Below are 24095 nucleotides of genomic sequence, written 5' to 3'. Positions count from 1 at the left end.
TTCGGCCCGGCCAGCCGGTCCGGGTCACCTTCCCCGGCGCCCCCGGGCTGAGCGTCCCGGGTTCGGTCGTCCGGGTCTCGCCGGTCTTCGAGGAGGGGGCCCGCGTAATGCCCGTCTGGATCGAGGTCGAGAACGCCGAAGGGCGGCTCTTCGAGGGGATGCAGGCCCGCGCCGTCATCGACGTGTTCCCGCCTGCACCGTCAATCGCGGGTCGCCCCGGGGGGGATTCCTGAGCGATGCTCGACGCCCTGATCCGCTTCTCGCTCGCGAACCGGGCGTTCGTCCTGGTCGCCGCCCTGGCCCTGGCCACCTACGGCGGCTTCCGGGCCACGCAGATCCCCATCGACGTGTTCCCGGACCTGAACCGCCCGACGGTCACCGTCATGACCGAGGCCCACGGCCTGGCGCCCGAGGAGGTGGAGACGCTCGTCACCTTCCCGATCGAGTCCTCGCTCAACGGCGCCAGCGGCGTGCTCCGGGTGCGCTCCGCCTCGGCCGTCGGTCTGTCGATCGTCTGGGTCGAGTTCGACTGGGGCTCGGACATCTATCGCGCCCGCCAGGTCGTGAGTGAGAAGCTCCAGCTCGTGCGGTCGCGGCTGCCCGACGACGTCAATCCGGTCCTCGCGCCGATCACCTCGATCATGGGCGAGATCCTGCTCATTGGGCTCCAGGCCGACGGGCCGACCGATGCGATGGAGTTGCGGACGCTGGCCGACTGGGTCATCCGCCCTCGCCTACTCGCCGTCTCGGGGGTCGCGCAAGTCACCGTCATGGGGGGCGAGGTGCGTCAGTACCAGGTGCTGACCTCTCCCGAACGCCTGGCGCGTCACGACGTAACGCTCGACGAGCTGAACCGGGCGGTCGAACGCGCGAACAAGGCGACCGGAGGCGGGTTCCTGCTGGGCAAGGACCGCGAGGCGGTCATTCGGATCGTGGGGCGTGCGGAGACGCTCGACGACATCGCCTCGACGGTGGTCCGGCCGGGCGAGCCGGTGCCGATCACTGTCCGCGAGGTCGCCGACGTCCGCTTCGGCCCGCCGGTCAAACGCGGCGAGGGGAGCATCGATGGTGCGGCGGCGGTCATCCTCTCGGTCCAGAAGCAGCCGGGGGCGGACACGCTCCGGCTCACGGCGGACATCGACGCGACGCTCGACGCGATCCGGGCGAGCCTGCCCGACGACGTGTCCCTCGACGCTGGGATCTTCCGGCAGCAGCGGTTCATCGACGCGGCGATCGCCAACGTGGTCGAGGCCATCCGTGACGGCACGATCTGGGTCGTGATCGTCCTGTTCCTCTTCCTCTGGAACCTCCGGGTGAGCGTGGTGACGCTCACGGCCATCCCGCTGTCGGTGGTGATCACGGCCCTGGTCTTCGACTACCTGGGCTTGACCATCAACACGATGACGCTCGGCGGCATCGCTGTGGCGATCGGCGAGCTGGTCGATGACTCGATCGTGGACGTCGAGAACGTCTTCCGCCGCCTCAAGGAGAACCGGGCGAAAGCGCGGCCCGATCCGGCCCTGCGGGTCGTCTTCCGCGCCTCATCGGAGATCCGCGGCAGCATCGTCTACGCGACGATGGTCGTCGTCCTCGTGGTCCTGCCGCTGTTTGCGCTGCCCGGCCTGGAAGGGCGGCTGTTCGCGCCGCTGGCCCTGTCCTACCTCGTGACGCTACTCGCCTCGCTGCTGGTCTCGCTGACGGTGACCCCGGCGCTGGCCTCATACGTCCTGCCGGGCGCCCGCTTCCTGGAGCGGCCCGGCGATCCGATCCTACTCCGTACGCTGAAGTGGCTCGACACGCGGGTCCTACGGTTCACGCTCCGCCACACGGGGGCGGTCTTGCTCGCGGTGCTCGTGCTCGTCGTGGGATCGCTCGCAACCCTGACCGGGATGGGCGGCGAGTTCCTGCCGGAATTCAACGAGGGCACGCTGACGATCGCCGCGACCTGCCCGCCGGGCACGAGCCTCGCCGAGTCGGACCGCATCGGCCGCCGCGTCGAGGAGACGCTGCTGGCCATCCCCGAGGTGACCGGGGTCTCGCGGCGGACGGGCCGCGCCGAACTGGACGAGCACGCCGAGAACGTCAACGTCTCCGAGATCGACGTCAACCTGATCGAGCCCAATCGGCCGAAGCCCGGTCTCGCGGCGAGCATCCTGCGGGCGGTCCCCGGCCTGCACCACCTCGGGGTGGAGCACGTCGGTCGTCCGAGGGATGAGGTCCGCGACGAGGTGCGCGAGGTCCTCTCCGAAGTGCCCGGCGTGGTCTTCAACATTGGCCAGCCGATCTCCCATCGGCTCGACCACATCATGTCGGGCATCCGGGCGCAGGTCGCGGTGAAGATTTTCGGCCCGAATCTCGACACATTGCGGGACTCGGCCGACGAGCTGGCCCTGGAGATGGCGGAGATCCCGGGCGTCGTCGACCTCCAGGTGGAGCCCCAGGTGCGCGTGCCCCAGGTGCGGGTCTGGATCGACCGCGAGTCGGCCGCCCGATACGGCCTGACTCCCGCGGAGGTGGCCGAGGCCCTGGAGACCGCCTTCCAGGGGAGGACGGTCTCCCAGGTCCTCGAAGGCCAGCGCACGTTCGACCTGGTCGTCTGGTTCGACCCGTCGGCCCGGAATGACGTGGAGGCGATCCGCTCGACGCGCGTCAGCACGCCGTCGGGGGCTCGGGTGGCCCTCGGCAACGTCGCGGAAGTGGTCGAGACCGACGGCCCGAACACAATCAACCGCGAGAACGTGCTGCGAAGGATCGTGGTCCAGGCCAACGTCGCGGATCGCGACCTCGAAGGCGTCGTGAGCGACATTCGCCGGACGATCGCCGAATCGGTGACCCCTGCCCTGCCCACCGGCGACTTCGTCGACCTGGGCGGGCAGTTCGAGGCCCAGCGTCGGGCCAACCGCCAGCTCTTCCTGCTCGGCCCGCTGGCGCTCTTCGGGGTCTTCCTCGTCCTCTGCAAGGGCCTGGATTCCTGGCGGGCCTCGCTCCAGGTCCTGGCCAACGTGCCACTGGCGGCGGTCGGTTCGATCATCGCCCTGCTCATCGTCGAGTGGCCGGGGATCGACGCGTTTCGCGGTCTGCCCTGGTGGGGATGGCCGGGCGTCTGGACGGGCGCGGTGACCCTCTCGGTCGCCCACTGGGTCGGCTTCATCACGCTGACGGGGATCGTCTCCCGCAACGGCATCCTGATGATCTCACACTACCAGCACCTGATGCGCGAGGAGGGGGAGCTATTCGGCCCCGAGATGATCATCCGGGGGAGCCTGGAGCGGCTGGCGCCAGTGCTGATGACGGCCCTCACAGCAGCCATCGGCCTGATCCCGCTGGCCCTCGGCGCCGGCCAGACGGGCAAGGAGTTGCTCCACCCGCTGGCGATCGTCGTTATCGGCGGCCTCGTCAGCTCGACGCTGCTCGACCAGGTCGTCACTCCCGCCCTGTTCCTGCGGTTCGGGAGGCCATCAACCCGGGGTGCTGCGCATGACGATGTCTTCTCCGACCTCGACGACCAGGACTCATGACAGTCAGGCGAGACCCTCATTACGGGATCGCTTCCGGGTTGCTGGAGGAATCAGCCGGCCGCAGACCGACGGTCACGCGAACCGTATCGGTCGAGCCGGCCGCGGGTCGGGCCGAATGGCGACCCAGTTCCAGCGGGATCTCGACCGCCGTTTCCGGAGTGTTGGCATCGAGCCCCAGCGTGCCGACGTCGATCGGTCGCGTCTCCACTGCCTCCAGTTCTTCGCCCACCCACTTCGGCACACGGAGCACCACCCTCGCCGGATCGGCCCGCGACACGGTGAACTTAAAGCCCGGCGGCGGCCGTCCTTCCAGTCGCACGCGAACCGGCACCGTCACCTCGATCCGCTCGACCAGCCCCACGCGCAACGAGGGGTCGGATAGCGACCACTCGACGCCCGCAGGTAACGCGATGGTCATATCGCCGCGCTCAATCGTGTAGGTTCCCTCCTGCTCGGCCCCCGACAGATCAACCGATGCGCTGATTCCCTCGGAGGCCAGGTTATCGATCAACGCTCGTTTGCCCCACACCTGAAGATCGAGCGTCTCGGGCGGATCGACCAGCTCCAGCGAATCGGGCAAACCCTGAAATTGGGCCGTGGCTGTGACCGTCCTTCGGGCGACCTGCTGGAGGTCATAGAGGACCCACAACGCCGAGACCGCCAGTGTTGTCAGCAAAAAACCACCCACGCCCGAAGCCAGTCCCCTGATTCGTCCGCCGCTCGACTCGGCCCGACCCAATCCGCCCGAATCGGCCCCCAGTGCCCGCTCCAGATCCTCGGGAGCTGCGACCCGCTCGACCCGTCCGTCTCGGACCACCGAGACCTCGCCACGTTCTTCCGAGACCACCACCACCACCGCATCGCAGCGCTCGCTCAGGCCGACCGCGGCCCGGTGGCGAGTGCCGAACTGCGAGGGAAGGCCGGCGCGGGTTGACAAGGGGAGCAGCGTCCCGACCCGATCGATCCGGCCCTTCTGAATCAACGCGGCGCCGTCGTGAACGGGACTTTCTTTTCCAAAAAGGCTTTCGATGAGCGGAACGCTGAACCGGGCATCAATCCGCTCGCCCTCGTGGGCCAGCTGGTCCAGGCGGTCTCGCCCCTGAAACACCATCAAGGCACCGGTATGAGTCGCGGCCAGGCGGAAGGCGGCCTCGGCCACGACCGCCGGGGCGATCGTCCCGGCCAGTGATCGCTGTCCGGCCAGCAGCCGAAGGGGACCGGCGTGGATCAGCACGTCGCGGAGTTCGTTGCGGAAAACCACAATCAGGGCGATCGGTGCCAGCTTGAAGACGGCACCAAGAGCCCAGCCCGTCAACTCCAGGCCGAGTCGGCGAGCGAGCTCCCAGAGAACCCAGAGGGCGGCCAGACTCAGCAATGCTTGCGGAGTCCGAGTCCCTCGCGACAGGAGCAGCACGCGGTGGGCGAGGTAGCTGAGGGCCAGGACATCGACCACCTCTCTCCAGCTCGGGTCGGGCATCGCGGGCATGGTCGGGACCCCAATCGGGCCGTACGGTCACTTTCAGCCGAGGCCAACTGACAGGCAACCGGTTCCAAGGGAGCCAGGCCTCGGGGGCCCAGGAACTGCCAACTCCACCCTCGACGCGGGCCTCCTCTCCTTCAGACCTATCAGAAATGATCAGGACGCACCACACTCACGGTTTCGAAGCTGACCGTCATCGGGGGTTCCGATCGCAACCGTCTTCGGATCAAGGCCTCGATCTCACCCACTTTCTCCGGGGCAATCAGCACTTCGATTCGAACCATGCTGGCTCGCGTGCCGGAGCCATCGTGAAGGCTGGTTCGTCCGGCTCCGCGGCAGTCGGTGATCGTATAACCGGAAGCTCCATGCTGCACCAGCTCCGCGAGAATCTCGTCCGAGCGATCCGAGGGGCAGACGAGCGTCAGGCGACGGACCTGGGTCAGCCCCCTCCGCCGCGCCGAGAAGTCGTGTTCCGACAGTTTGCGATGGGATTCAAGGCCGACGAGTTCGAGCGAAAGGCCTTCGCGACCGAACTCCTCCTGAAGCTCGTGGAGCTTCTCCATCACGCTATGATCGATCAGCTTCGTCTCCGACAGATCAACAATCAGGTTGTTCCGCTGGTTCAGTCCGATCTGCTCAATCTGATGTTTAAACGGAATCCAGTTGCTGAACACAGCCGAGTCCTTGGCGAAGATCACCGACGGACCATCCCCCCGCTGCTCAATATGCAGGTAGGGCTTGAAGAGCGATCGAAACGGCACACCGTTCAGCACATGGATTGTCAGCTTCACAACAATGCCGATCACGACACCGATGAGAAGGTCCGTTGCAAGCACCCCGATCATCGTCGCCAGAAAGATAACAAGCTGCTCTTTGCCGATCCGAAAGACGTTCTGAAATTCTCGGGGCGATGCCAGCCGAGCGCCGGTGTACACAAGCATTGCGCTGAGCGCTGCCAGCGGAATCTGGTGGATCAGGCCCGGCAGCAAGGCCACAAACCCCAGCAAGAACAGCCCATGGTACATGTTGGCGAACCGTGTCTGCGCTCCGCTGTCCGCGTTCGCCTTGCTCCGAACGATCTCCGAGATCATCGGCAGCCCACCGATCGCGGCCGAGGCGACGTTGCCGACCCCGATCGCCAGCAGATCGCGGTTCAGGTTCGTCTTCCGCCGGTCGGGATCAATCATCTCGACCGCCTTGGCGCTCAACAACGATTCGACCGAACCAATCAACGCAAACAGAATCACCCACTTCCAACCGGCCCATTCCGCCAGCGCATTGAACCTTGGCGTCGTGATCGCCGCGAACAAGTTGCCGGGAATTGCAACGAGGTACTCCTCTCCAAGATGGTACTGATGACCTGCAAGCGTGTAGTCGTGCTCGTGCGTCAGATCGAAATACATGCCAATCGGCACCGTGACCAGTAGTACGAGCATCGGCCCGGGAATCCTCCCGATCCAGGGATTGCGGATGAGCGGAATGCCGAAAAGAATCACGAGGCTCAAGAGACCAATCAAGGCAATCTCGGGGTTCAACCGCGTGAGCGACCGAGGAATTTCCGCGAGCAGCTCCAGCGGCTCGCCACCAACATCGTTCACCCCAAGCGTGATATGAATTTGCTTCGACACAATGATCACGCCGATCGCCGCGAGCATCCCGTGAACCACCGACGAGGGAAAGAACTCGCCGAGAATCCCCGATCGTGTCAGACCGAATACGATTTGAAGCACCCCGGCCGCGACCCCGATCCCCAACACCATGCGGTAGCTCTGATCCGGGCCGTACATCTCGGCACACTCTGTGATTGCCCCGAGTGCGATCACAATGAGACCGGCCGCCGGCCCTTTGATCGTGAGTTCCGAGTTGCTGATCCAGGGCGTAATCAGCCCCCCGACAATGGCCGTGAACACCCCGGCAATCGCCGGGTATCCGCTGGCCAGCGCAATCCCGAGGCAGAGCGGCAGCGCGATCAGAAAGACCAGGAAGCCGGAGAGCAGATCACGTCGCCAGCAGGCCACGAGTCCGGCAAGGTCACCGCGAGGCGGACGGCGTTCGGTGGTGGTCATGAACCTTCCTCAAGGCTGGGGAGGAACCGTCAATCGAGCAGAGGCAGGGTCTAGCAATTGCGCTGGCCGAGCGTTTCGAGCATGAGCCGTCAGCGCAACGGCCGGCTCGATGTTCGATCCGGTCTCCTGGGTCTTGCTCAGGTGGGATCTCCCCAGGTCGGCGTGCGGCTGAGCCAGCCTCACGGCGGCTCGATAGCGCGTGTCGACCCCCCGCTGGGGAAACACCCCCCCGATCAAGATCAACGCGGTCAAGATCAGGACCGCGATCCGCTCTGAGGGTCGAATCCGCAGATCAATCGTGCTGGAATGGGGACGACCTGTGAAAATCAGAAAATACGCAGACATCACGGCAAGCCCATTCAGGGCCGCGACAATCACCACAAAGGCTCCGGCGATTGGGAAGGCCTGGATGACCCCCTCGACCAGAAGTTCCAGGCCCACGAACCCGGCCGTTCCGGGAAAGCCGATACTTGCCAACCCCGTCAGCAGGAACAAGGCGGCCAACCCTGGCACTTGCGAGGAGAGGCCGTGAAAGTTCAGGAGCGAGATCCGCCCCGTCCTCGCCTCAACGCACCGCATCACCAGACCGAACCCGGTCAGGGAGACCGAGACCGATAGCCACAGACTCAACGAACCGGTCAGGCCGATCGGTGTGGCCGTCTCCAATCCCACCAGCACCAGTGACGAATGGCTAAGAAAGAGATAGCTAAAAAACCGACGCGCCTCACGTTGCACAAGGGCCATGCCCGCCGCGTAAATCGCCGTCACCAGCGAGACCAGGGCCACCGCCGACAAGACCCAGGTCGGCGCGACCGGCAACACGAGTCGGACCAGACCATAGGCCCCGACCATGGGCGAAACGTACAGCAGGGCAGTGCCAAAGCTCGCATGCTCGAACAGGTCGGTCATCCAGCAATGGACCGGCGCAATCCCGCTTCGGAGCAAGACCGCCGCCGTCAGTAGCACCACAGCCACCCCCGAAAACCCGCTGTTGTCGGGAGCAATGGCCAAAATCGCCTGCCCGAGGACGAGCAAGGCAACAAATCCCCCCATGAAAATGACATAGACCCGCGTCGGTTTCCGAGCCTTGCGCAACTCCAGATAGGGAGGGATCACCCCGGCCGCCAGCAAGATCCCGACCAACCAGGGAAGCTTGCTGGAGAAGGTCGCCAGCAAGATGGCCTCCGAAACGAGTGATCGCGCGAACGAAAATTCACGAACCTTGGTCCGCAGAGTCGCCAGGTGGGTGAGCAGAAACAGCAGCGCCGCCAGCGGTAAGAGCGGCGCGCTCAACTCATCCACCACGAGCAAGCGCCCTCCGATCGACCAAATCATCATATCTTCAGGATCGTGCGCCTCTCGAACCCGGAGGAACTCGAAGTCCTGCCAGGCGGCGACGGCGCAGACCAGCGTCAGGCTGCACACGAAGAGGCTCCGCCGACGGGCGGACTCCGGGCGGCTCGTGAACCGCACCACCAAAGCCCCCAGCACGGGGATCAAAACGCAGAGTTCCAGCCAAGGCTGGTGCAGGCCGGACATCACAGTTCCTCGACCATCGGAGAGGAGGCCGGGACCCGATCCGATTCTCGGGAGCCCGTCCCTGCAAGAAAATCCGTCCATCGCCGCTCCATTCCGTCACACCATCGGAAGACCCGTGTGAACGGAGCGACGACGAAACGATCGAGCACGGCATCGAACTGGCCACGATCCAACCCAAGCCGATACAGGCGTAGCTTCAACGGCCCCGATAGCAGCCCCTCAAACCATCCCTCGTGGTTTTCGAGCCGCCGACCGACCGCGTTCTCTATCTGGTGATAGTCCCTCAGCAGCGAGGGGGCCCGAAGCAACTGCAAGGTCCTCAGGCAGGCGTGGCCGATGATATGAATCAAGGGAATGTACCGCAAACCCAACCCGATCTCTGCGACGATGATTCCGACCTGGGTCAGCGAGGCGAAGGCGAGCGCCCCTTTCACGTCCGACTGCACCCGGGCGATGATCGCCGCGAACACGGCCGTCGCCAGTCCGAGGACCACCACAACCCCACAAAGCACGGCCGATCGTTCCAGAATCGGACTGACCCGGAGCAGCAAGAACGCCCCCAGGTGCACTGAAAGGGCCCCGTAAAAGATTGCGCTTGAAGGGGTTGGGCCCTCCATCGCCCTCGGTAGCCATCCCGAGAACGGAATCAGCCCAGACTTCCCCGCAGCGGCCAGCAGCAAGAGCAGCCCCACCCCGAGCGCCTGCGTCGAGGTCAACGTCGCCTTCGCATCCGGCCAGAGGCCGGTACCAGTCATTGACTCGAAATCGCCCGCTCCCGAGACGTGATGCAGCGCCACCGCGGCGAGCAGAAACGCGGCATCGGAGATTCGGTACACCGACCAGACCCGCTGCGCATTGAGCACCGGCGCGGCCCGTTCGTGGAAGTATGCCACCAGCAACGCCGACGACAGCCCCACCAGTTCCCATCCCAGAAACAAGGTTTCAATCGTTCCCGCGAGCGACGCAACCACCATTCCCAGCAAGAACACGGCATAAAACAGGAAGAACCGACCGTAGCCCGGCTCGCGGTGCAGATACCGATTGGCGAATGCCCCCACCGTGCCGATCAGAACCAGCGACAGGATAACGAATGGCACCGAGAGCCGATCGAACACAAATTTCAGGCGGAAGTGGAAGTGCTCGCTCGGAATGGCAATCAGCGATCCCAACTCCAGGGAAAGCTCCCGATCGCCGGTGACCAGCATCATTCCAAGCACCCCGACGGCGGCGACCAGCGCCGTCACCACACTCGCCTCGGTCCATCGAGCGATGGCCGATTCGCTCCAGGGCCGGTCCACCAGCAAGGCAATCCCCAAAATCGCCAGCAGCAACGCCGGCAAGGCCAGAACGGCCGTCCCCAACACCTGGAACAGCAGGGAATCGCTCATCGGTCGCCTCGTCCCGCCCGGGAGCCGATCGAGGCAAACCCCACCGCGTCTCGTCGGCCTCGATACCAGTCGAGCGACGACGAAACCTCAGGGAACCCACTCGATTCCGGGGTGTAGGGGAAAAATCCGCCATCGCGGTAAAGGTGAAGAGTCAGCCCGTCCGGACAGATCGTCGCCATCTGGACCCACGCGTTGCGCACCAGACGACCGATCGGCTCGACCCGATCCATGATCGACTCCAGCGCTTCCGGCGTCGTCTCGACCACGAAGAGCAGACGCAGCGGCTCATGAATCTCGATCATTTGTTGCGAAAGACCGGGGCGAAGGTCACTCAAGGCCCCTTCCATCACCCCCAGCATCGAGGTGATGTTGTGCGGCAGCTTCGACCCGCAACCGAACCCGGCAGGATCAACCCTCGAGAAGTAGTATTCCAGGCTGATCCCCGCGCAAACGGGAATCACCGCCTGCAAAATGCGGCAGAGAATCGAATGCTCCGAGTCATCAAGCCTCGGATTGTACGAGGCAAGAAACGCTCGACGATCGAGAAACAACCCTCGGCTCCAGGAGCGACGCCCCACAAAGCAGAGGGCGTTGGTCGCGTGGTTGTATTCCGGGCGGACCTGCGAAAGGTCCTCGGCTCGGGTCTCCACGTGTTCGAGCGCCTCGGGCAACGAGAGTCCGAGATCGGCCGATTCGAACCGTCGGCAGCGTTCGTGCGCGTTCCGTTCTCGGGTCAGGTCGATCTGTTTCCGGAACTGCTCAAACGCCCGACGATGCGAGAACGGAATCCGATCAAGGTCGTAAAAGATCACGTCCTCGGTACAGGTGTTGTGAAAGGCCCCGACAAACACCGTTCCTTCAGGAATGACCAGCCCTCGATCCTTCAGGATGGACCGGACCCGGGAATCGTTCGCCATCAAGGCGAAGGAACGGGCATTCGGTCCGCCGAGCCCTCCGCTGCACGCGCCACAGTGATAGGCCGACTCGTGCGGATTGTTCAGGCTGCTCGACCCATGCCCGACCACCACCACCAGCTTTGCGAACCCTTGGGTCAGCCCGATGTCCTGAAGCAGCCGAGTCACAATGTCGGCCATCTCCTCATCGGAGAACCCGAGGTGATCGTCATCCGGTCCAGGCGGATCAACCACTCGCTGAATCGAGAGTTCGGTCACCGGGGGAGCCTGCACAAACCCGATGGCCTGTCGATTGATCCGGGAGGTGAGCCTGGGAACGAGGATACGCGTCACCAACGGAACCGACGCGAGCGAGCCGAGCATGGCCGTGGCGATTCCTCCGAGCAGGCCCCGGCTGCTCTGGTGCCAGTGCCTCAGAGCGGTCCCCAGCAGTCTCCTCGTTTCTGCCCGCTGTCGGCTGCTGCTCGTCAGCGAGTAAGCTGCCTGCTCCCGGACGTAATGGCGAGGTCTGACCACCACCGGACAGAGCGGGCGAAAGTGGGCATCGGCCACCCCCCGGTAATACATCGCCACGCCAAAGAACCCGGCCGCGCCGAAGGTCTCGACCTGGGGATTCACTTCTTCGAGGTGTCTTCGGAACGACTCCTCGCGGTCGTCGATGCAGGTGACCACCTGGACCTCAGGCCGCCGCGTGTCGTCGCTTCCCGATCCCGTTCGGGCAGCCTGCGTCACCACGGCGTCGAGTGCTTGATGCCGATATCGACGCTCGAATGCGCGATGATACACCCGACGGCGGGCCAGACTCCCGAACGCCTCGATCTCCTCGACAAGTTGCGACCACTCAGCTTTCGAAAGGCGGTTCAGATCCGGAGGACTCCAGCCCCGAACCTGGGCGAGCTGAAACACCAGATAAGTCCGCTGGTCCACGCTCACCCGGGGAGGGTGTGGAACTCGATGGTGCAGCTCGTGCCGCAACTCGCTCAGCGACGGAGCCGCGGCCAGCTCCTCCCGAGCCACATGGCTCAGGGCCAGCCGCTCAAGGATCAGGCGGACGGCCAGAAAGTCTCGGAGCGTTCCAGGAGGCGCGGGCCGGACCGCCCACTCGGCATTCGTTTCCATCTGCCACAGCATCCCGGCCCATCCGGGAAGCGCCAGGAGCGTTGCGGAGAGGAACGGGCCGCGCTCCGACTCGGCAACCCCCAGGTCCCGAAGTGACTCCTCCAGCGACGCCGTCGCCGATCGTCCCGTTCGATCGATCTCCCGAAGCGCTTCCGGCAGTCCCCGTAACCAGGGCTCGACCGGCCGAGCATCACGGTAAAGTTCCACGAAGGCCCCGAAAAACCCAAGCGACCGGCCGGGCATCCTCCAGGCGGCAAGCCCCTGATCAAGAAACGCCGAGCAAAGTTTGATGAGCAGATCATGAACCAGGCGATCAGTGTCTCGGCCGGTTGCCAGGAGCAACCAGTCTCGGTGCCGGATCGGCGACGGCGGGGGATCGCCGTGCCGCTTCACGCCATGCACTCCGGCGTGACAGACTCTCCAGAGAAGGCGCAACGTAAACGCCTCCCAGGCCCGATCGTCCCACCGATCAATGCGAGCCCCCTGAGACTGGTCCAGCAAACGCTTCAAGATGTCGCCATCGTGACCAGCCGAATCATCAGCCCGCCTCGCCTGATGCTCCCGCAAGACCCACTGCCTCGTCTGATCAATCATCCGACGGCGGAGATCAACCGGAGCCTCCGATCGAAACCGCTCCAGCGCATCGGTTCCGGTAATGAACCAGCGAAGCTCGTCGTCGGTCCCCGTGCGCAACGGGTACTCAAGCATCGCCAGCCGTAGGTGATACCGCGTGCCCATGAATCCGATCAGGACATCGGCATCCTCGCCCAGGTCGTCGATGAGAACCTCCGCCAGATCCTCGCGAGCGATCCGCCCCCGATCGACCTCGCTTCGGTAGTGATCTTCGGGCAGGTAGGGATGGCAACCGTACAGCGCCGAAGCCGTAGCCAGGGCCTCGTCGAACGGCAACTCCTCAAACGCATGCAGCGGATTATGATGAACAAAGACCGTGATCGGTCCCTGCGTGGGTAACACGTGCGCCGCGTGCTCGATCTCTTGGTCCAGTCCGTCCAACGGTATTCCCTCGTCGCCGCCCCATCGATCAGGGGCCTGCGGCATTGATCCGTCTTGCATCACGGTCGTACCGAATCGGCGGTGGTATCTCGCAACGCAGAAAATTGCGACGAGCAAATTGTTACGGGCAGGCCCCCACTAATCGGTCCTCGGCCGCCCGGACCAGATCGAGAATACTCTGCCGCGGATCCTGCACCCGCAAGCTATTCCGAACATCAGGATCTCTTAGCACAAACGACAGCTTGGCCAGCAGGTGCAGGTGGGCCCGGGTCGTTGGGCTAATGATCGTAAAGAGCGTGTGCACCGGCTCCCCGTCGAGGGAACCGTACGCGATCGGCTGCTCCAAAAAGCAAAGCGCAATGGTCGGCCGATCAATGTGCAGGACCACGGGGTTCCGTACGTGAGGAATGGCAATGCCTTCGCCGATGGCCGTCGACGCCATCGCCTCCCGAGCCAGCAAAACCCGCAACAGGAACTCGCGATCCACTTCCCCGGGAAGCCTCAACAGCTGGACGACCTCTCGCAGCGCCGACGCTGGGTCATGACCCGAGACGCGATAATGCACACCCCCGGATTCCATCGCCTCGACCAGCGACGGCACGGGCAGACCGGCGGCCTCCGGCTCTGAGAAAATCTCGTCCGAAACCTTCAACCTCCGAGACGTGGCCCACTCAAGCACCTCGGCCCGATTGAATCGGTACTGATCCTGCACCCGATACGCCGGGATCGACTGCTGCTTGATCCAGCGATAGATCGTCTTCTCGGACACACTCAGGATGCGAGCCGCGTCCTTCACCGAAAGATTCACAGCACCATCCCCATCCGGCTCCGGTTGTTGAGCATCTGACCCGGGCTCGGGACTCCTCCCCAGAGCCCGGCCAGGACCATCATCCTGTGGCCCCAGAAGACGATCCATTGGAGGCGGCTCGATCCTCGGCAGCCTTCAGGATCGAAACGATCAGGGCATTCAGCGAACTCTTTTCCTCCCGGGCCCGACTTGAGAGCTGCTCATGCAGGTCTGGAGGCATCCGGATCTGAAAATGGACAACGGTTTCAGGCATCTCAATTCCTCAGAGCGAGCCCGGTCAACGTTCGGGAACGCCAAACGACGGACAGGGACATCGAATGACATCTGAGGACATTGTCCATCGCCTTCCACGATTGTCAACCAAGCAGCGGTGATGTCCTGGGGTTTTGCCGCCGAGCAATAAGGCCGGCCACGGTCAGGTCGCCAGCGGGTTGTCGGCCGATTCCAGCTCACGATCTTCCTCGCGTGCCTTCGCTCGCCCGGCCTCGACATCGACGAGGGCCAGCAACCCTCCTCCGACCAGAAAAAAGACGATGACCGAGAGGATGGCCGAGCGGCTCGACCCGGTCACCGCGATCACGGCCGCGAAACAGGCCGGCCCCAGGATCCCCGCGAACTTCTCCGCGATGGCGAAGAATCCGAAGAACTCACCCGATCGAGCCTTCGGAATCAGACTGGCAAAGAGCGATCGGCTCAGGGCCTGGCTCCCCCCCTGCACCATTCCGATGAGGATTGCCAGCAGGAAAAAGTGAGACTCGCTCGTCATCAGATACCCAAGCATGCTGATTCCTGTATACACTAACAGGCCCAGCAAGATCGCCCGCTTCGCCCCCAGGCCACCGGCCAGCATCCCGAACAAAAACGTGAACGGCACGCCCACGAACTGCACCACCAGAATCGCCGACAGCATCGCCCCCTGCCCGATCCCGATCTCCGCCCCAAAGATTGCCGCCATCTTGATGATCGTCCCGATCCCGTCGTTGTAGAGCAGGAACGCCAGGAGCATCACAAACGCCTCCCGATACCCCCGAAGCGCTCGCAAGGTCCTCCCCAACCGACGGAAGGCGACCCGCACCGGGTTGACCCGATCCGGCTCCTCCGGCCCCAGTACCGCCGCCGGTTCCTTCACGCGCACGAACAAGGGGATCGAGAACACCACCCACCAGAGCGCCACCGACAGAAACGCCAGGCGAACCGGCAAGGTGGCCTGCGCCTCCGAGATCCCCTCCCCCGACGGAATCCCGAGCAACCCCGGCCACTGAATCCAGGCCAGGTTCACCGCCAGCAACGTCCCTCCGCCAAAATAGCCCAGCGCATACGCCGCCGCCGACACGCGATCCATCTCCTCCGGCTTCGCCACGTGGGGCAAGAGCGCGTCGTAGAAGACAAAACTCAACCCCGCCCCCACCTCGGCCAAAATCAAAAGCACACAGGCCAGCAGCCAATCCCCATGCCCGATGAAGAACATCCCCGCCACCGCCGACACCCCAACGGACATCGACGCGCCCAGTAAGCGCTTCTTGATCCCGACTCGGTCGGCGATCACCCCCAAAATCGGCGCCGTCACCGCCACCAACGCCAGGCCGATCGTGCTGGCAATCGCGAACCGCTGCGTCGCCACCGCCGGCGGCAGGTCGGCCCCCGCCACCCTCAGGAAGTAGATCGGGAAGACCGACGCCACGACGACCGTCACCATCGCCGAGTTCGCCCAGTCGTACAGCGTCCAGGCCACCAGCTCCGGCCGATCCAGGCCGATCCGCCCCCGGAATCCTCGCTTCAAGACCACCTCGTACCGCCCTTCGGAAGGATTGCCCATGCCACCCACCCCAAGACCTCGATCCAAGACCCCCGTCCCTGGACTCGACACACGACGAGCCTACCACCGACCTCGGCGACGATGATACGATCCATCGACCAAACGGATGTCTCCCCTCACCGTTACCGTTTCTTATAAATTCCAACGCTTTTTACTTTTAACGATCTTTCATTGAATTGAATTTTATCAGTCTCGTGAACGAAATCGATTCCCCGAATAGCTTCCCCCTCGCTGGCTCCTTCACTGAGGTCGGATTAAGATCCAGACGGCTCGACCGACGACGATCAACGCTCGCGGATCGGCTTCAGCGCCGCCCTCCTTTTCTGAAGGCCGAACACCCAGGACCTCTGTTCGATGATGCAGCTTGCCTGGCGGACCGCCGTTCCCCTCGTTTCAATGCTCGTGCTCGTTCTCCCGGAATCGGCCCGAAGCCAGGGTCATCCCCCCGACGAGGCTGTTGCGCGGATGACCGTTGCCGAAGGCCTGACGCCTCGCCTCGTCGCGGCCGAACCCTTCGTCCGTCAGCCGGTCGCCCTCGACTTCGACGACCGGGGCCGCCTCTGGGTCCTCCAGTATCTTCAATACCCCAACCCCGCCAGCCTGGACCGCGTCGCGGTCGATCGCTACTCCCGAACCGTCTACGACCGCATCCCCGAGCCTCCTCCCCACGGCCCCAGGGGCAGCGATCGCCTCTCGATCCTCGAAGACACCGACGGCGACGGCCGGATCGACGCATCCCGCGACTTCGTCTCCGGCCTGAACCTCGCCAGCGGCTTCGCTTTCGGCGACGGTGGCGTCTACGTCCTCAACGCCCCGTACCTCCTCTTCTATCCCGACCGCAACCGCGACGACCAGCCCGATGCCGATCCCGAGGTCCTGCTCACCGGCTTCGGCATGGAAGACGCGCACTCGGTCGCCAACTCGCTCACCTGGGGCCCCGACGGCTGGCTCTACGGGCTGCAGGGAAGCACGGTCACCGCCCGGATTCGAGGCATCGAGTTCCAGCAGGGCGTCTGGCGCTACCACCGCCCCACCAACCGCTTCGAGCTGTTCGCCGAAGGCGGCGGCAATATGTGGGGCCTCGATTTCGACGCCCGAGGCGAACTGATCGCCAGCACCAACGTCGGCGGCAACGTCATGCTGCACATGGTCCCCGGCGGGTATTACTGGAAGTCATTCGGCAAACATGGACCGCTTCACAATCCGTATACGTTCGGATACTTCGATCATGTTCCCCACGAAGGAATCACCGGAGGACACGTCGCCGTCGGTGGCCTGTTTGCCATGACCGATGCCCTGCCCGATTCCCTCCTCGGCCAGTATCTCGCCGCCGATCTGCTCGACCACTCCGCACATCGTCACCAGCTCTCCCGCCTCGGATCCACCTACCAGGCCCGGCAAGTCGGCGATCTGATGCGAGCCAACGACACCTGGTTCGCTCCCTCCGACATGACCCTCGGTCCCGACGGCTCTCTCTACCTTGCCGACTGGCACGACCGCCGCACCGCCCACCCCGACCCCGACGCCGATTGGGACCGCTCCAACGGGCGCATCATCGCCCTCGACGGCCCTGGCCGACGATCAATCGACGTATCCTTTGACCTTCAATCACTCAACTCATCTCAATGGGTCGCCCTGCTCGACCACCCCGACGCCTGGTCTGTGCGCCGAGCCCTACGCCTGCTCCGCGAACATCCGGACGAGTCCCTCCTCCCCGACCTCCGCTCCCGAGCCCTCGACGGCCGAGGCTCTGCCGCCCTGATCGGCCTCTGGGCCTTGCACGGAGTCGGCGGGCTCGACGAGCAGACTGCCCTCCTTCTGCTCGATCATCCCGAGCCCGACGTCCGCTCCTGGGTCGCCCGCCTCCTCGGTGACCGGGACACCATCAGCCCCGCTCTGGCCGATCGCCTCGTCACGCTCGCGGAATCGGATTCCAGCGTCGACGTGCGATCATGCCTCCTCGGCGTGGCCGCTTGCCATCCCACAACCCTCGGCCTTCCGATCACCTCGGCCCTCCTCCAGCGCGACGAGGACGAAGCCGACCCCTTCATCCCGCTCCGCCTCTGGTGGGCCATCGAGCGCTGCGCGACCGAAGCACCGGCCGAAACACTCGACGAATTCGCAACCGCCACGTCCTGGAAATCCTCCCTCTTTCGCTCGGTGATTGCCGATCGTCTGCTCCGCCGCTTCGCCGGGGAGGGAACCCTCGAGGGGGATCTGGCCTGCCTCCGCCTGATCGATTCGAGCCCGACCGATGCGCTTCGCGTCCCCCTGATCGATGCCCTCGACACCGCCACCACCAGCCGCCCGGCTCCGATCGCCTCACCTCTGGCCGATCGTCTCACCAACCTGGCCGCTGCCCACCCCGACCGCGTTTCCTTGATCCGCCTTGCCGCCAGAGCCGGCCAACGCGACGCCCTCGATCGTGCCCTCAAGTGCGCTGGCGACCCCTCTCAACCCTTCGCCGACCGCCTCGCCTTCCTCGCCTTGATCGCCGAACGGCACGACCCTTCCCACGTGCAACCGTTGCTCCTCCTGGCGACCGGCGACCCCTCCCTCAGTCTCCGCCTGGCCGCGCTCGGTGCCCTCGGACGCTTCGACGACGAGACAATCCCTCCAGCGCTGCTTGCCTCCTCTTCCGACCAGTCGAGCGACTGGCAGCGCCGGGCGCTCGACCTCTTACTCTCCTGGAAATCGGGAACCATTGCCCTGCTCAACGCCGTCGATCAGGGGCAGATTGCTGCCGAGGACCTCTCCACCGATCAGGTCGCTCGCGTGGCGGCTCTGGGAGATCCCGCGCTCGATGCCAGGGTCCGGAAGCACTGGGGAGCCATCGCTTCCGCCACCCCCGAGGAGCGGCTGGCCGAGGTCCGCCGCCTGAACAACGACCTCCGCGCCGGTCCCGGCGACCCGAATCGTGGCCGGCTCCTGTTCCGGGAACACTGCGCCTCCTGTCACCTCCTTTTTGGCGAAGGGCAGGCGATCGGCCCCGACCTGACCCACGCCAACCGATCGGACCGTGATTTCCTGCTCCTCAGCCTGGTCGATCCCTCTCGGGTTATCCGCAAAGAGTACCTCCCCTCGGTCGTCGCCACCCAGGACGGTCGGATTCTCACCGGCCTGCTGGCCGAGCAATCGCCGACGAATCTTACCCTCATCACCTCCGACGGGACCCGAACCGTCCTCCCCCTGGCCGAGGTCGAGGAGATCGCCGACGCCACCGCCTCCCTCATGCCCGACGACCTGTACCGCTCCCTCGCCCCTCAGGAGCTGCGCGACCTGTTCTCTTACCTCCAGGGAACCGCCCCCGCCGCCGATTGAGGGCACCCTTTCCCCGTTTCGTTTCCGTTTTGAATCTCCCGACCAACGTCCCTCCCCCGCAAACCCTCACCGGGATTTGAGGGACATCAGCCGGTTCCCTTCTCTTTTCCTAACGGGATCTGAGGGACCGTCTTGTGGCAAGATGATCCGATCGAGGCAATCCGGGCAGCCCTCGCCTTGCCTCCCGCACACCTTCCGGCCGTACCGGGATTCGAGGGACATTTCCCCTGTAGATGACTCGTCCAACCCCTTCCTTTCACGCCATTCCCATCCCGGGAAACGAGGGACATTCGCACCGGGATTCGAGGGACATTTCCTACCGGGATTCGAGGGACACCTACCGGGATTCGAGGGACATTCCTACCGGGATTCGAGGGACATCGTACCGGGAACCGGGGGACACTTTACCGGGATTCGAGGGACACAATACCGGGATTCGAGGGACATTTTGTTCCGCAAGTTCAAGCGAAGAAAAGATTTGCGCGCCCTATAACTACATAACCTTAATAACTCTGTTAAACTAACACCAACTGGCGACGGTTGGTGGTGGTGTCTCGTTTTGCGGTCTTCGGATAAGGAAACGTGTATGGCTCGCCTGCCGCTCTTTCCCGACGACTCGCCACGCCTTCCTGACACTCAGGCCGGGCGAGACGAGATGAACTTCGCCGAGTTCCCGCTTGTCCTCCTGACCGACCGTGTGCCGATCGGCTTGAAAGGCAAGAAGTCGATCCGCTACGAGTATCCGCACGGAGCCCTCACCGTCTCCGGCAGCGATGCCTACGGCCTTCCCACAGCCGCCGATGCCGACGTCCTGGTCGGCCTGATTCAGCTCACCCGCAAGAAGAACGATTTTCAGGACCCCAAGGTCCACTTCACCCGGTACGAGCTGCTCAAGGTCCTGCGCTGGCCCGACGAGGGGAAGTACTATCGCCGCCTCGACGAGTCGCTCAACCGCTGGTCCGGCGTCACCCTCTACTACGACAACACCTGGTGGGACAACCGCGCCAAGAAGCACCTCACGGCCAAGCTCCACGTCATCGAAACCGTCATGATCGACGACAAGGCCACCAGCCGGAGCCAGCCGCAGCCCTTCTCCTACTTCGTCTGGAACAAGACCTTCATCGAGAGCTGCCAGGCCGACAACCTGAAGCGGCTCGACCTCGACACCTATTTCGGCTTCCGCAGCGCCATCTCGAAGCGCATGTACCGTTTCCTCGACAAGCGCTTCTACACCTCCCCCGAATGGTCGTTCGAGCTCCGCGAGTTCGCCATCGACTACATCGGCATGAGCCGCAACTACGCCTCCAACGCCGGCAAGATCAAGGAGAAGCTCCAGCCCGCCCTCACCGAGCTCGAGGAGACCGGCTTCATCGCCCCCCTGCCCCGCGAGGAGCGTTACACCAAGCAAGGCCGCGACTGGATCATCAAGATCGCCCGGCAGCAGCCGACCTTCTCCCCGATCGCCCCGGAGCCCCCCCTGCCCGACCCGGCCGAGGCTCCCGATGACCCGCTCGCCCTCCGGCTCGTCGATCGAGGGGTCACCCCCCGGGTCGCCGCCGACCTCGTCCGCGACCTGCCCGCCGACCGGATCGAATCCAAGCTCGACCTCCTGCAGTGGCTCCAGGAGCACAAGCCCGGCCACGTCAAGGAAGCCGGCGCCTGGCTCGTCCGCGCCATCCGAGACGACTACGCCCCCCCGAAGGACTACCTCCCGAAGGCCGCCCGCGATGCCCAGCAATCGGCCGCCCTCCAGGCCCACCAGACCCTCGACGACGCCCGCCGCCTTGCCGCCGACGAGAAGCGCCGCCGCAAGCTCGAAGCCGAGGCGATCGACGCCTACTGGTCCCGCCTCTCCCCCGACGCGCAGGTCGCCCTCGACGCCCAGGCGCTCGAGGCCATGCCCCCCGAGCCCGGCGTCCTCCGCTCCCCCTTGAAGCGCAGCTACCTCAAGACCGTCCGCGAGGCCCACATCCGCGCCCTGCTCTTCGGCGACTCGGGATCGGCCGACTGAGCCTCCACGATTGCCCCTCTCCGGCCGTCCCTCCCCTGCCCCTTCGGTCGATCGGTCGAGCGATCCGCACCCGCTCCCCCGATCGCCGACCGGCCCCATTTTGTGTGACTGACCCTGCCCGATCGAACGATGATTATGGAGACCCCCGACCGCGCCCCAACGGCCCGGCCCCTCCGTTTTCCTCCTCCCCGATCGAGCCCCGGCCGATGCGCACCCGAGGCCACTCCCGCCGCCCTCTCCCCTGGAGCGTTCCCCGCGTCCTCACCCCTTCCGTGTCGATCGCTGCGCACCGTCACGCGCGCACCGCAGCACCCTCTTCCTTGACGAAACAAACCCATTTCCGCCACGCGTCGGTTTTCCGAAACGAACCCGACCGCCTGGCCCCCTCCCTTCCTCGATTCCCCCGCGCACCCAGGCGCACCCAGGCGCACCGAACCGCGCACCGAGCCCCGAACCGCTCCCCCGCCCCCGGTGCCGGAAGGCCTCGCTCCGGTCGTTCGAGGCACGAAACGGAGCCATGAACTCGTTTTCCCGACATTTCCGAAACAAACCGGGTCCACAATCCGCAATCATTATCCAGATAAAGTTTTACGGCGATCGAATCTCGCTCGCCCAGGCGCACCCGGCGACGCACCAGGCCGCGCACCGTTCCCGAATTCCTGCCGCCTCGTCCTCGCCCGACCTGCCCAGGGTTCGGCCTTCTCCCGTACGAAACGAACCCATTTCCGAACGACCCCCGATTCCCGAAACGAACCCCGGAACCCGGCCTCGCTCCACTCCATCTCCCCTCGAATCCGTGATCTCCCCCGGCGCACCGGAGGGCGCACCGATCGGCGCACCGGAGGGAGTCCCGCCCCTGCCCGATCGCTCCGCCCTCGGCGTCTTACACCGTGTAAGACGCATCGAGACGCCGAGGATCGTCGCCCGTCTCGGCGATCCGCGACCGCCCGAGCGGGGGCCGATCGCGGTCGTCTCCCTCGTCGTCTTACACCGTGTAAGACGCCCTGCTCATCCAACCCCCAGCTTCGGGATCTTACACGGCGTCAACCGTGCCCCCCGGTGTCGCATTCCGCGGGCCGAGATGCGTGAGAACGCCGATCGCCTCGGATCCCCCGGCGTCGGCATCTTACACGGTGTAAACCGATCCGATCGGGACCCTGTTTCGCTGAACTCGCCACCCCAAAACGCCGATCGCTTGAAGCGGGGATCGGTCGAATTTCCGGGGCGTATGTCTCGGCGGAAATCAAGGGCGACCGAGCCAGGGACGAGGAGGCGGACCATGCCCGCGGCGACGATCTGTTTCTTGAACCAGAAAGGGGGGGTCGGCAAGACCTCCTCCGTCTACCACCTCGGCGGCACGCTCGCCAGGGACGGCGCCCGGGTGCTCTGCCTCGACATGGACCCCCAGGCCAGCCTGACCCAGGGGTTCTTCGGCCCCGACGCCATGCGGGCCCGACCGGCCCACGAGACGATCGCCGGCCTCTTCGGTGACGGCATCATCCCGGCCGCCGAGGATCTGATCGTGCCGACCGCCTTCGAGCGGCTGGCGATCGTCCCCGGCTCCGTCCACCTGACCCGCCACAACGTCCCCGAGCCCTGGGACGCCCCCGACGACCAGCAGCGCGCCCTGGCCGAGTTCGTGAGCGAGGCCGCCGACCGCTTCGACTGGATCCTCATCGACTGCCCCCCGAACCTCCATCTTTGCGCCTGGGCCTCCCTCGCCGCCTCCGATCACATCGTCGTCCCCCTCCAGGCCGAAGACTTCGGCTCGCAAGGCGTGGCCGCCATCCTCGACTGCATCGACGCGATGCGCACCGAGGTCAATCCGACGCTCAACCTCCTCGGCTTCCTCATCACCATGTTCAGCGCCCGAACGGCCATCCACCGCGCCTACGAATCGATGCTCCGCGAGCTGTACGGCTCCGACGTGCTGGAGACGACCATCCCCCACGCCATCGACTTCAAGGAAGCGATCGCCCAGCGCAAACCCGTTCCGTACAGCAAGCCCCGCGGCGCCTCGGCCAAGGCCCTCAAGGCGCTGGCCGAGGAGCTGAAGCTCCGCATGTCTTACACCGTGCAAAATGCCGATCCGGGCGAGGCCCGAGGAGAGGCGGCATGAGCAAGCGAGACGAACTGCTCAACCGGTTCGGGTCGAACCTCGCCGAGTCGATGGGGGCCGGCCGACGATCGGGGCAGGGGGCCGCTCCCGCGTCCGATCGTCCCGCCGGGCCGAGCCAGCATCAGGGGACCAACCGCCTCCGGACGGCCGTCGAAATCGAGGTCGATCGGATCGAACCCGACCCCGACCAGCCTCGCCACGAGTTCGACCCCGACGCCATCGCTCGCCTGGCCGCCAGCATCGAATCCCACGGCCAGCTCCAGCCGATCGCCGTTCGCTGGGCCCCCGACCGGGGGCGTTACATCGTCGTTGCCGGCGAGCGCCGCTGGCGAGCCATCAAGCACGCCGGCCGGGCCAAGGTGGCCGCCGTCATCATCGAAGGGGAACGCACCAAGGAGCAGATCCTCGAAATGCAGCTCATCGAGAATTGCATCCGAGAGGATCTCAAGCCCGTCGAGCAGGCCCGGGCGTTCAAGGCCCTGATGGACGCCAACGGCTGGACCGCCTCCCGACTGGCCGAGGCCCTGCACCTGACCGGCGCGTCGGTCTCCCGGGCCCTCGCCTTGCTCGACCTGCCGGACGGTGTGCAAGCCTCGGTCGATGACGGCCGGCTCGCCCCGTCGATCGCTTACGAGATCAGCAAGGTCGACGACCCGGCCGAGCAGGCCCACCTGGCTGCCGAGGTCGTCTCCGCCAAACTCAACCGCGCCGAGACGGCCGAGGTCGTCCGCCGTCGCAAGGCCGAAGGGCAGGGGCCTCGCCGCTCCGGCAAGGCCAAACCCCGCAAGGTCACGACTCGGACCTATCGGACCTCGACCGGCTACAAGGTCACGGTCGAGCACCGCAAGGGGACCGACCCCGATTCCATCCTCGATGCCCTCAAGGAGATCATCACCCAGATCGAAGCATCCATGAACTCGAATTCTGAGGCTGCCTGACCCTCCCGCCAATCCCTCCGATCCAGCTGAGTCCGGATCGGAGG

General features: G+C 65.0%; 14 protein-coding genes. 6 read left to right on the top strand and 8 right to left on the bottom strand.

Translation table 11 applies throughout. From position 1 onward, the window contains the following. Both GA615_RS27655 and GA615_RS26170 read left to right on the top strand, forming a co-directional pair. Positions 1-233, top strand: a 233-nt coding sequence (locus GA615_RS27655; protein WP_201750333.1) for an efflux RND transporter periplasmic adaptor subunit, incomplete at its 5' end; no start/stop codon positions are given. Positions 234-236: 3 nt separating this feature from the next. Continuing rightward, positions 237-3518 carry an efflux RND transporter permease subunit gene (locus GA615_RS26170; RefSeq protein WP_152054303.1) on the top strand — a complete coding sequence of 1094 codons (3282 nt, stop codon included), beginning with the start codon at positions 237-239 and terminating at the stop codon, positions 3516-3518. A gap of 19 nt (positions 3519-3537) precedes the next feature. Here GA615_RS26170 and GA615_RS26165 read toward each other — a convergent pair whose 3' ends face one another. The 8 genes from GA615_RS26165 to GA615_RS26130 form a co-directional block, all read right to left on the bottom strand. Then, positions 3538-5004: a diadenylate cyclase gene (locus tag GA615_RS26165; protein ID WP_152054302.1), complete on the bottom strand. Its 1467-nt coding sequence runs from the start codon at positions 5002-5004 to the stop codon at positions 3538-3540. Positions 5005-5144: 140 nt separating this feature from the next. Further along, on the bottom strand, positions 5145-7064 hold the full coding sequence (locus tag GA615_RS26160; protein ID WP_152054301.1) for a SulP family inorganic anion transporter: 1920 nt from the start codon (positions 7062-7064) through the stop codon (positions 5145-5147). Between the two features lie 9 nt (positions 7065-7073). Continuing rightward, positions 7074-8603 (bottom strand): proton-conducting transporter transmembrane domain-containing protein, encoded by a 1530-nt coding sequence (locus tag GA615_RS26155; RefSeq protein WP_152054300.1) that lies wholly within the window; start codon positions 8601-8603, stop codon positions 7074-7076. Next, a complete protein-coding gene (locus tag GA615_RS26150) occupies positions 8603-9991 on the bottom strand; it encodes a proton-conducting transporter transmembrane domain-containing protein (protein WP_152054299.1) in 1389 nt (462 codons plus the stop codon). Before GA615_RS26150 ends, GA615_RS26155 begins: the two co-directional genes overlap by 1 nt. Further along, on the bottom strand, positions 9988-13038 hold the full coding sequence (locus tag GA615_RS26145) for a DUF2309 domain-containing protein (RefSeq protein ID WP_235905685.1): 3051 nt from the start codon (positions 13036-13038) through the stop codon (positions 9988-9990). The genes GA615_RS26150 and GA615_RS26145 overlap by 4 nt, the downstream gene beginning before the upstream one ends. Before the next feature lie 121 nt (positions 13039-13159). Further along, a complete protein-coding gene (locus GA615_RS26140) occupies positions 13160-13846 on the bottom strand; it encodes a PTS sugar transporter subunit IIA (protein ID WP_152054297.1) in 687 nt (228 codons plus the stop codon). A gap of 79 nt (positions 13847-13925) precedes the next feature. Next, positions 13926-14099 (bottom strand): toxin-antitoxin system HicB family antitoxin, encoded by a 174-nt coding sequence (locus GA615_RS26135; protein WP_152054296.1) that lies wholly within the window; start codon positions 14097-14099, stop codon positions 13926-13928. Between the two features lie 162 nt (positions 14100-14261). Beyond that, positions 14262-15689 carry an MFS transporter gene (locus GA615_RS26130; RefSeq protein ID WP_201750332.1) on the bottom strand — a complete coding sequence of 476 codons (1428 nt, stop codon included), beginning with the start codon at positions 15687-15689 and terminating at the stop codon, positions 14262-14264. Positions 15690-16016: 327 nt separating this feature from the next. Here GA615_RS26130 and GA615_RS26125 point away from each other — a divergent pair, with 327 nt between their 5' ends. From GA615_RS26125 to GA615_RS26110, 4 genes are all read left to right on the top strand, one after another. Next, positions 16017-18983, top strand: coding sequence for a PVC-type heme-binding CxxCH protein (locus GA615_RS26125; RefSeq protein WP_152054295.1), 2967 nt, complete (start codon positions 16017-16019; stop codon positions 18981-18983). A 586-nt stretch (positions 18984-19569) separates the two neighbouring features. Beyond that, the gene (locus tag GA615_RS26120; RefSeq protein ID WP_152054294.1) at positions 19570-20994 is read left to right on the top strand and encodes a replication initiator protein A; all 1425 of its coding nucleotides are present in this window, start codon (positions 19570-19572) and stop codon (positions 20992-20994) included. Between the two features lie 1279 nt (positions 20995-22273). Beyond that, positions 22274-23113 (top strand): ParA family protein, encoded by an 840-nt coding sequence (locus GA615_RS26115; RefSeq protein WP_152054293.1) that lies wholly within the window; start codon positions 22274-22276, stop codon positions 23111-23113. Further along, a complete protein-coding gene (locus tag GA615_RS26110; RefSeq protein WP_152054292.1) occupies positions 23110-24051 on the top strand; it encodes a ParB/RepB/Spo0J family partition protein in 942 nt (313 codons plus the stop codon). The genes GA615_RS26115 and GA615_RS26110 overlap by 4 nt, the downstream gene beginning before the upstream one ends. Positions 24052-24095 lie beyond the last annotated feature (44 nt).

The sequence above is a fragment of the Tautonia marina genome (genome assembly GCF_009177065.1).
Classification (GTDB): domain Bacteria; phylum Planctomycetota; class Planctomycetia; order Isosphaerales; family Isosphaeraceae; genus Tautonia; species Tautonia marina.
This window is presented reverse-complemented; position numbering and strand designations above follow the sequence as displayed.

Coding starts and splice junctions, on each gene's coding strand:
- GA615_RS26155 (WP_152054300.1), bottom strand. CDS start 8,603: ATGTCCGGCCTGCACCAGCCTTGGCTGGAACTCTGCGTTTTGATCCCC.
- GA615_RS26160 (WP_152054301.1), bottom strand. CDS start 7,064: ATGACCACCACCGAACGCCGTCCGCCTCGCGGTGACCTTGCCGGACTC.
- GA615_RS26110 (WP_152054292.1), top strand. CDS start 23,110: ATGAGCAAGCGAGACGAACTGCTCAACCGGTTCGGGTCGAACCTCGCC.
- GA615_RS26125 (WP_152054295.1), top strand. CDS start 16,017: ATGATGCAGCTTGCCTGGCGGACCGCCGTTCCCCTCGTTTCAATGCTC.
- GA615_RS26120 (WP_152054294.1), top strand. CDS start 19,570: ATGGCTCGCCTGCCGCTCTTTCCCGACGACTCGCCACGCCTTCCTGAC.
- GA615_RS26135 (WP_152054296.1), bottom strand. CDS start 14,099: ATGCCTGAAACCGTTGTCCATTTTCAGATCCGGATGCCTCCAGACCTG.
- GA615_RS26150 (WP_152054299.1), bottom strand. CDS start 9,991: ATGAGCGATTCCCTGCTGTTCCAGGTGTTGGGGACGGCCGTTCTGGCC.
- GA615_RS26170 (WP_152054303.1), top strand. CDS start 237: ATGCTCGACGCCCTGATCCGCTTCTCGCTCGCGAACCGGGCGTTCGTC.
- GA615_RS26115 (WP_152054293.1), top strand. CDS start 22,274: ATGCCCGCGGCGACGATCTGTTTCTTGAACCAGAAAGGGGGGGTCGGC.
- GA615_RS26165 (WP_152054302.1), bottom strand. CDS start 5,004: ATGCCCGCGATGCCCGACCCGAGCTGGAGAGAGGTGGTCGATGTCCTG.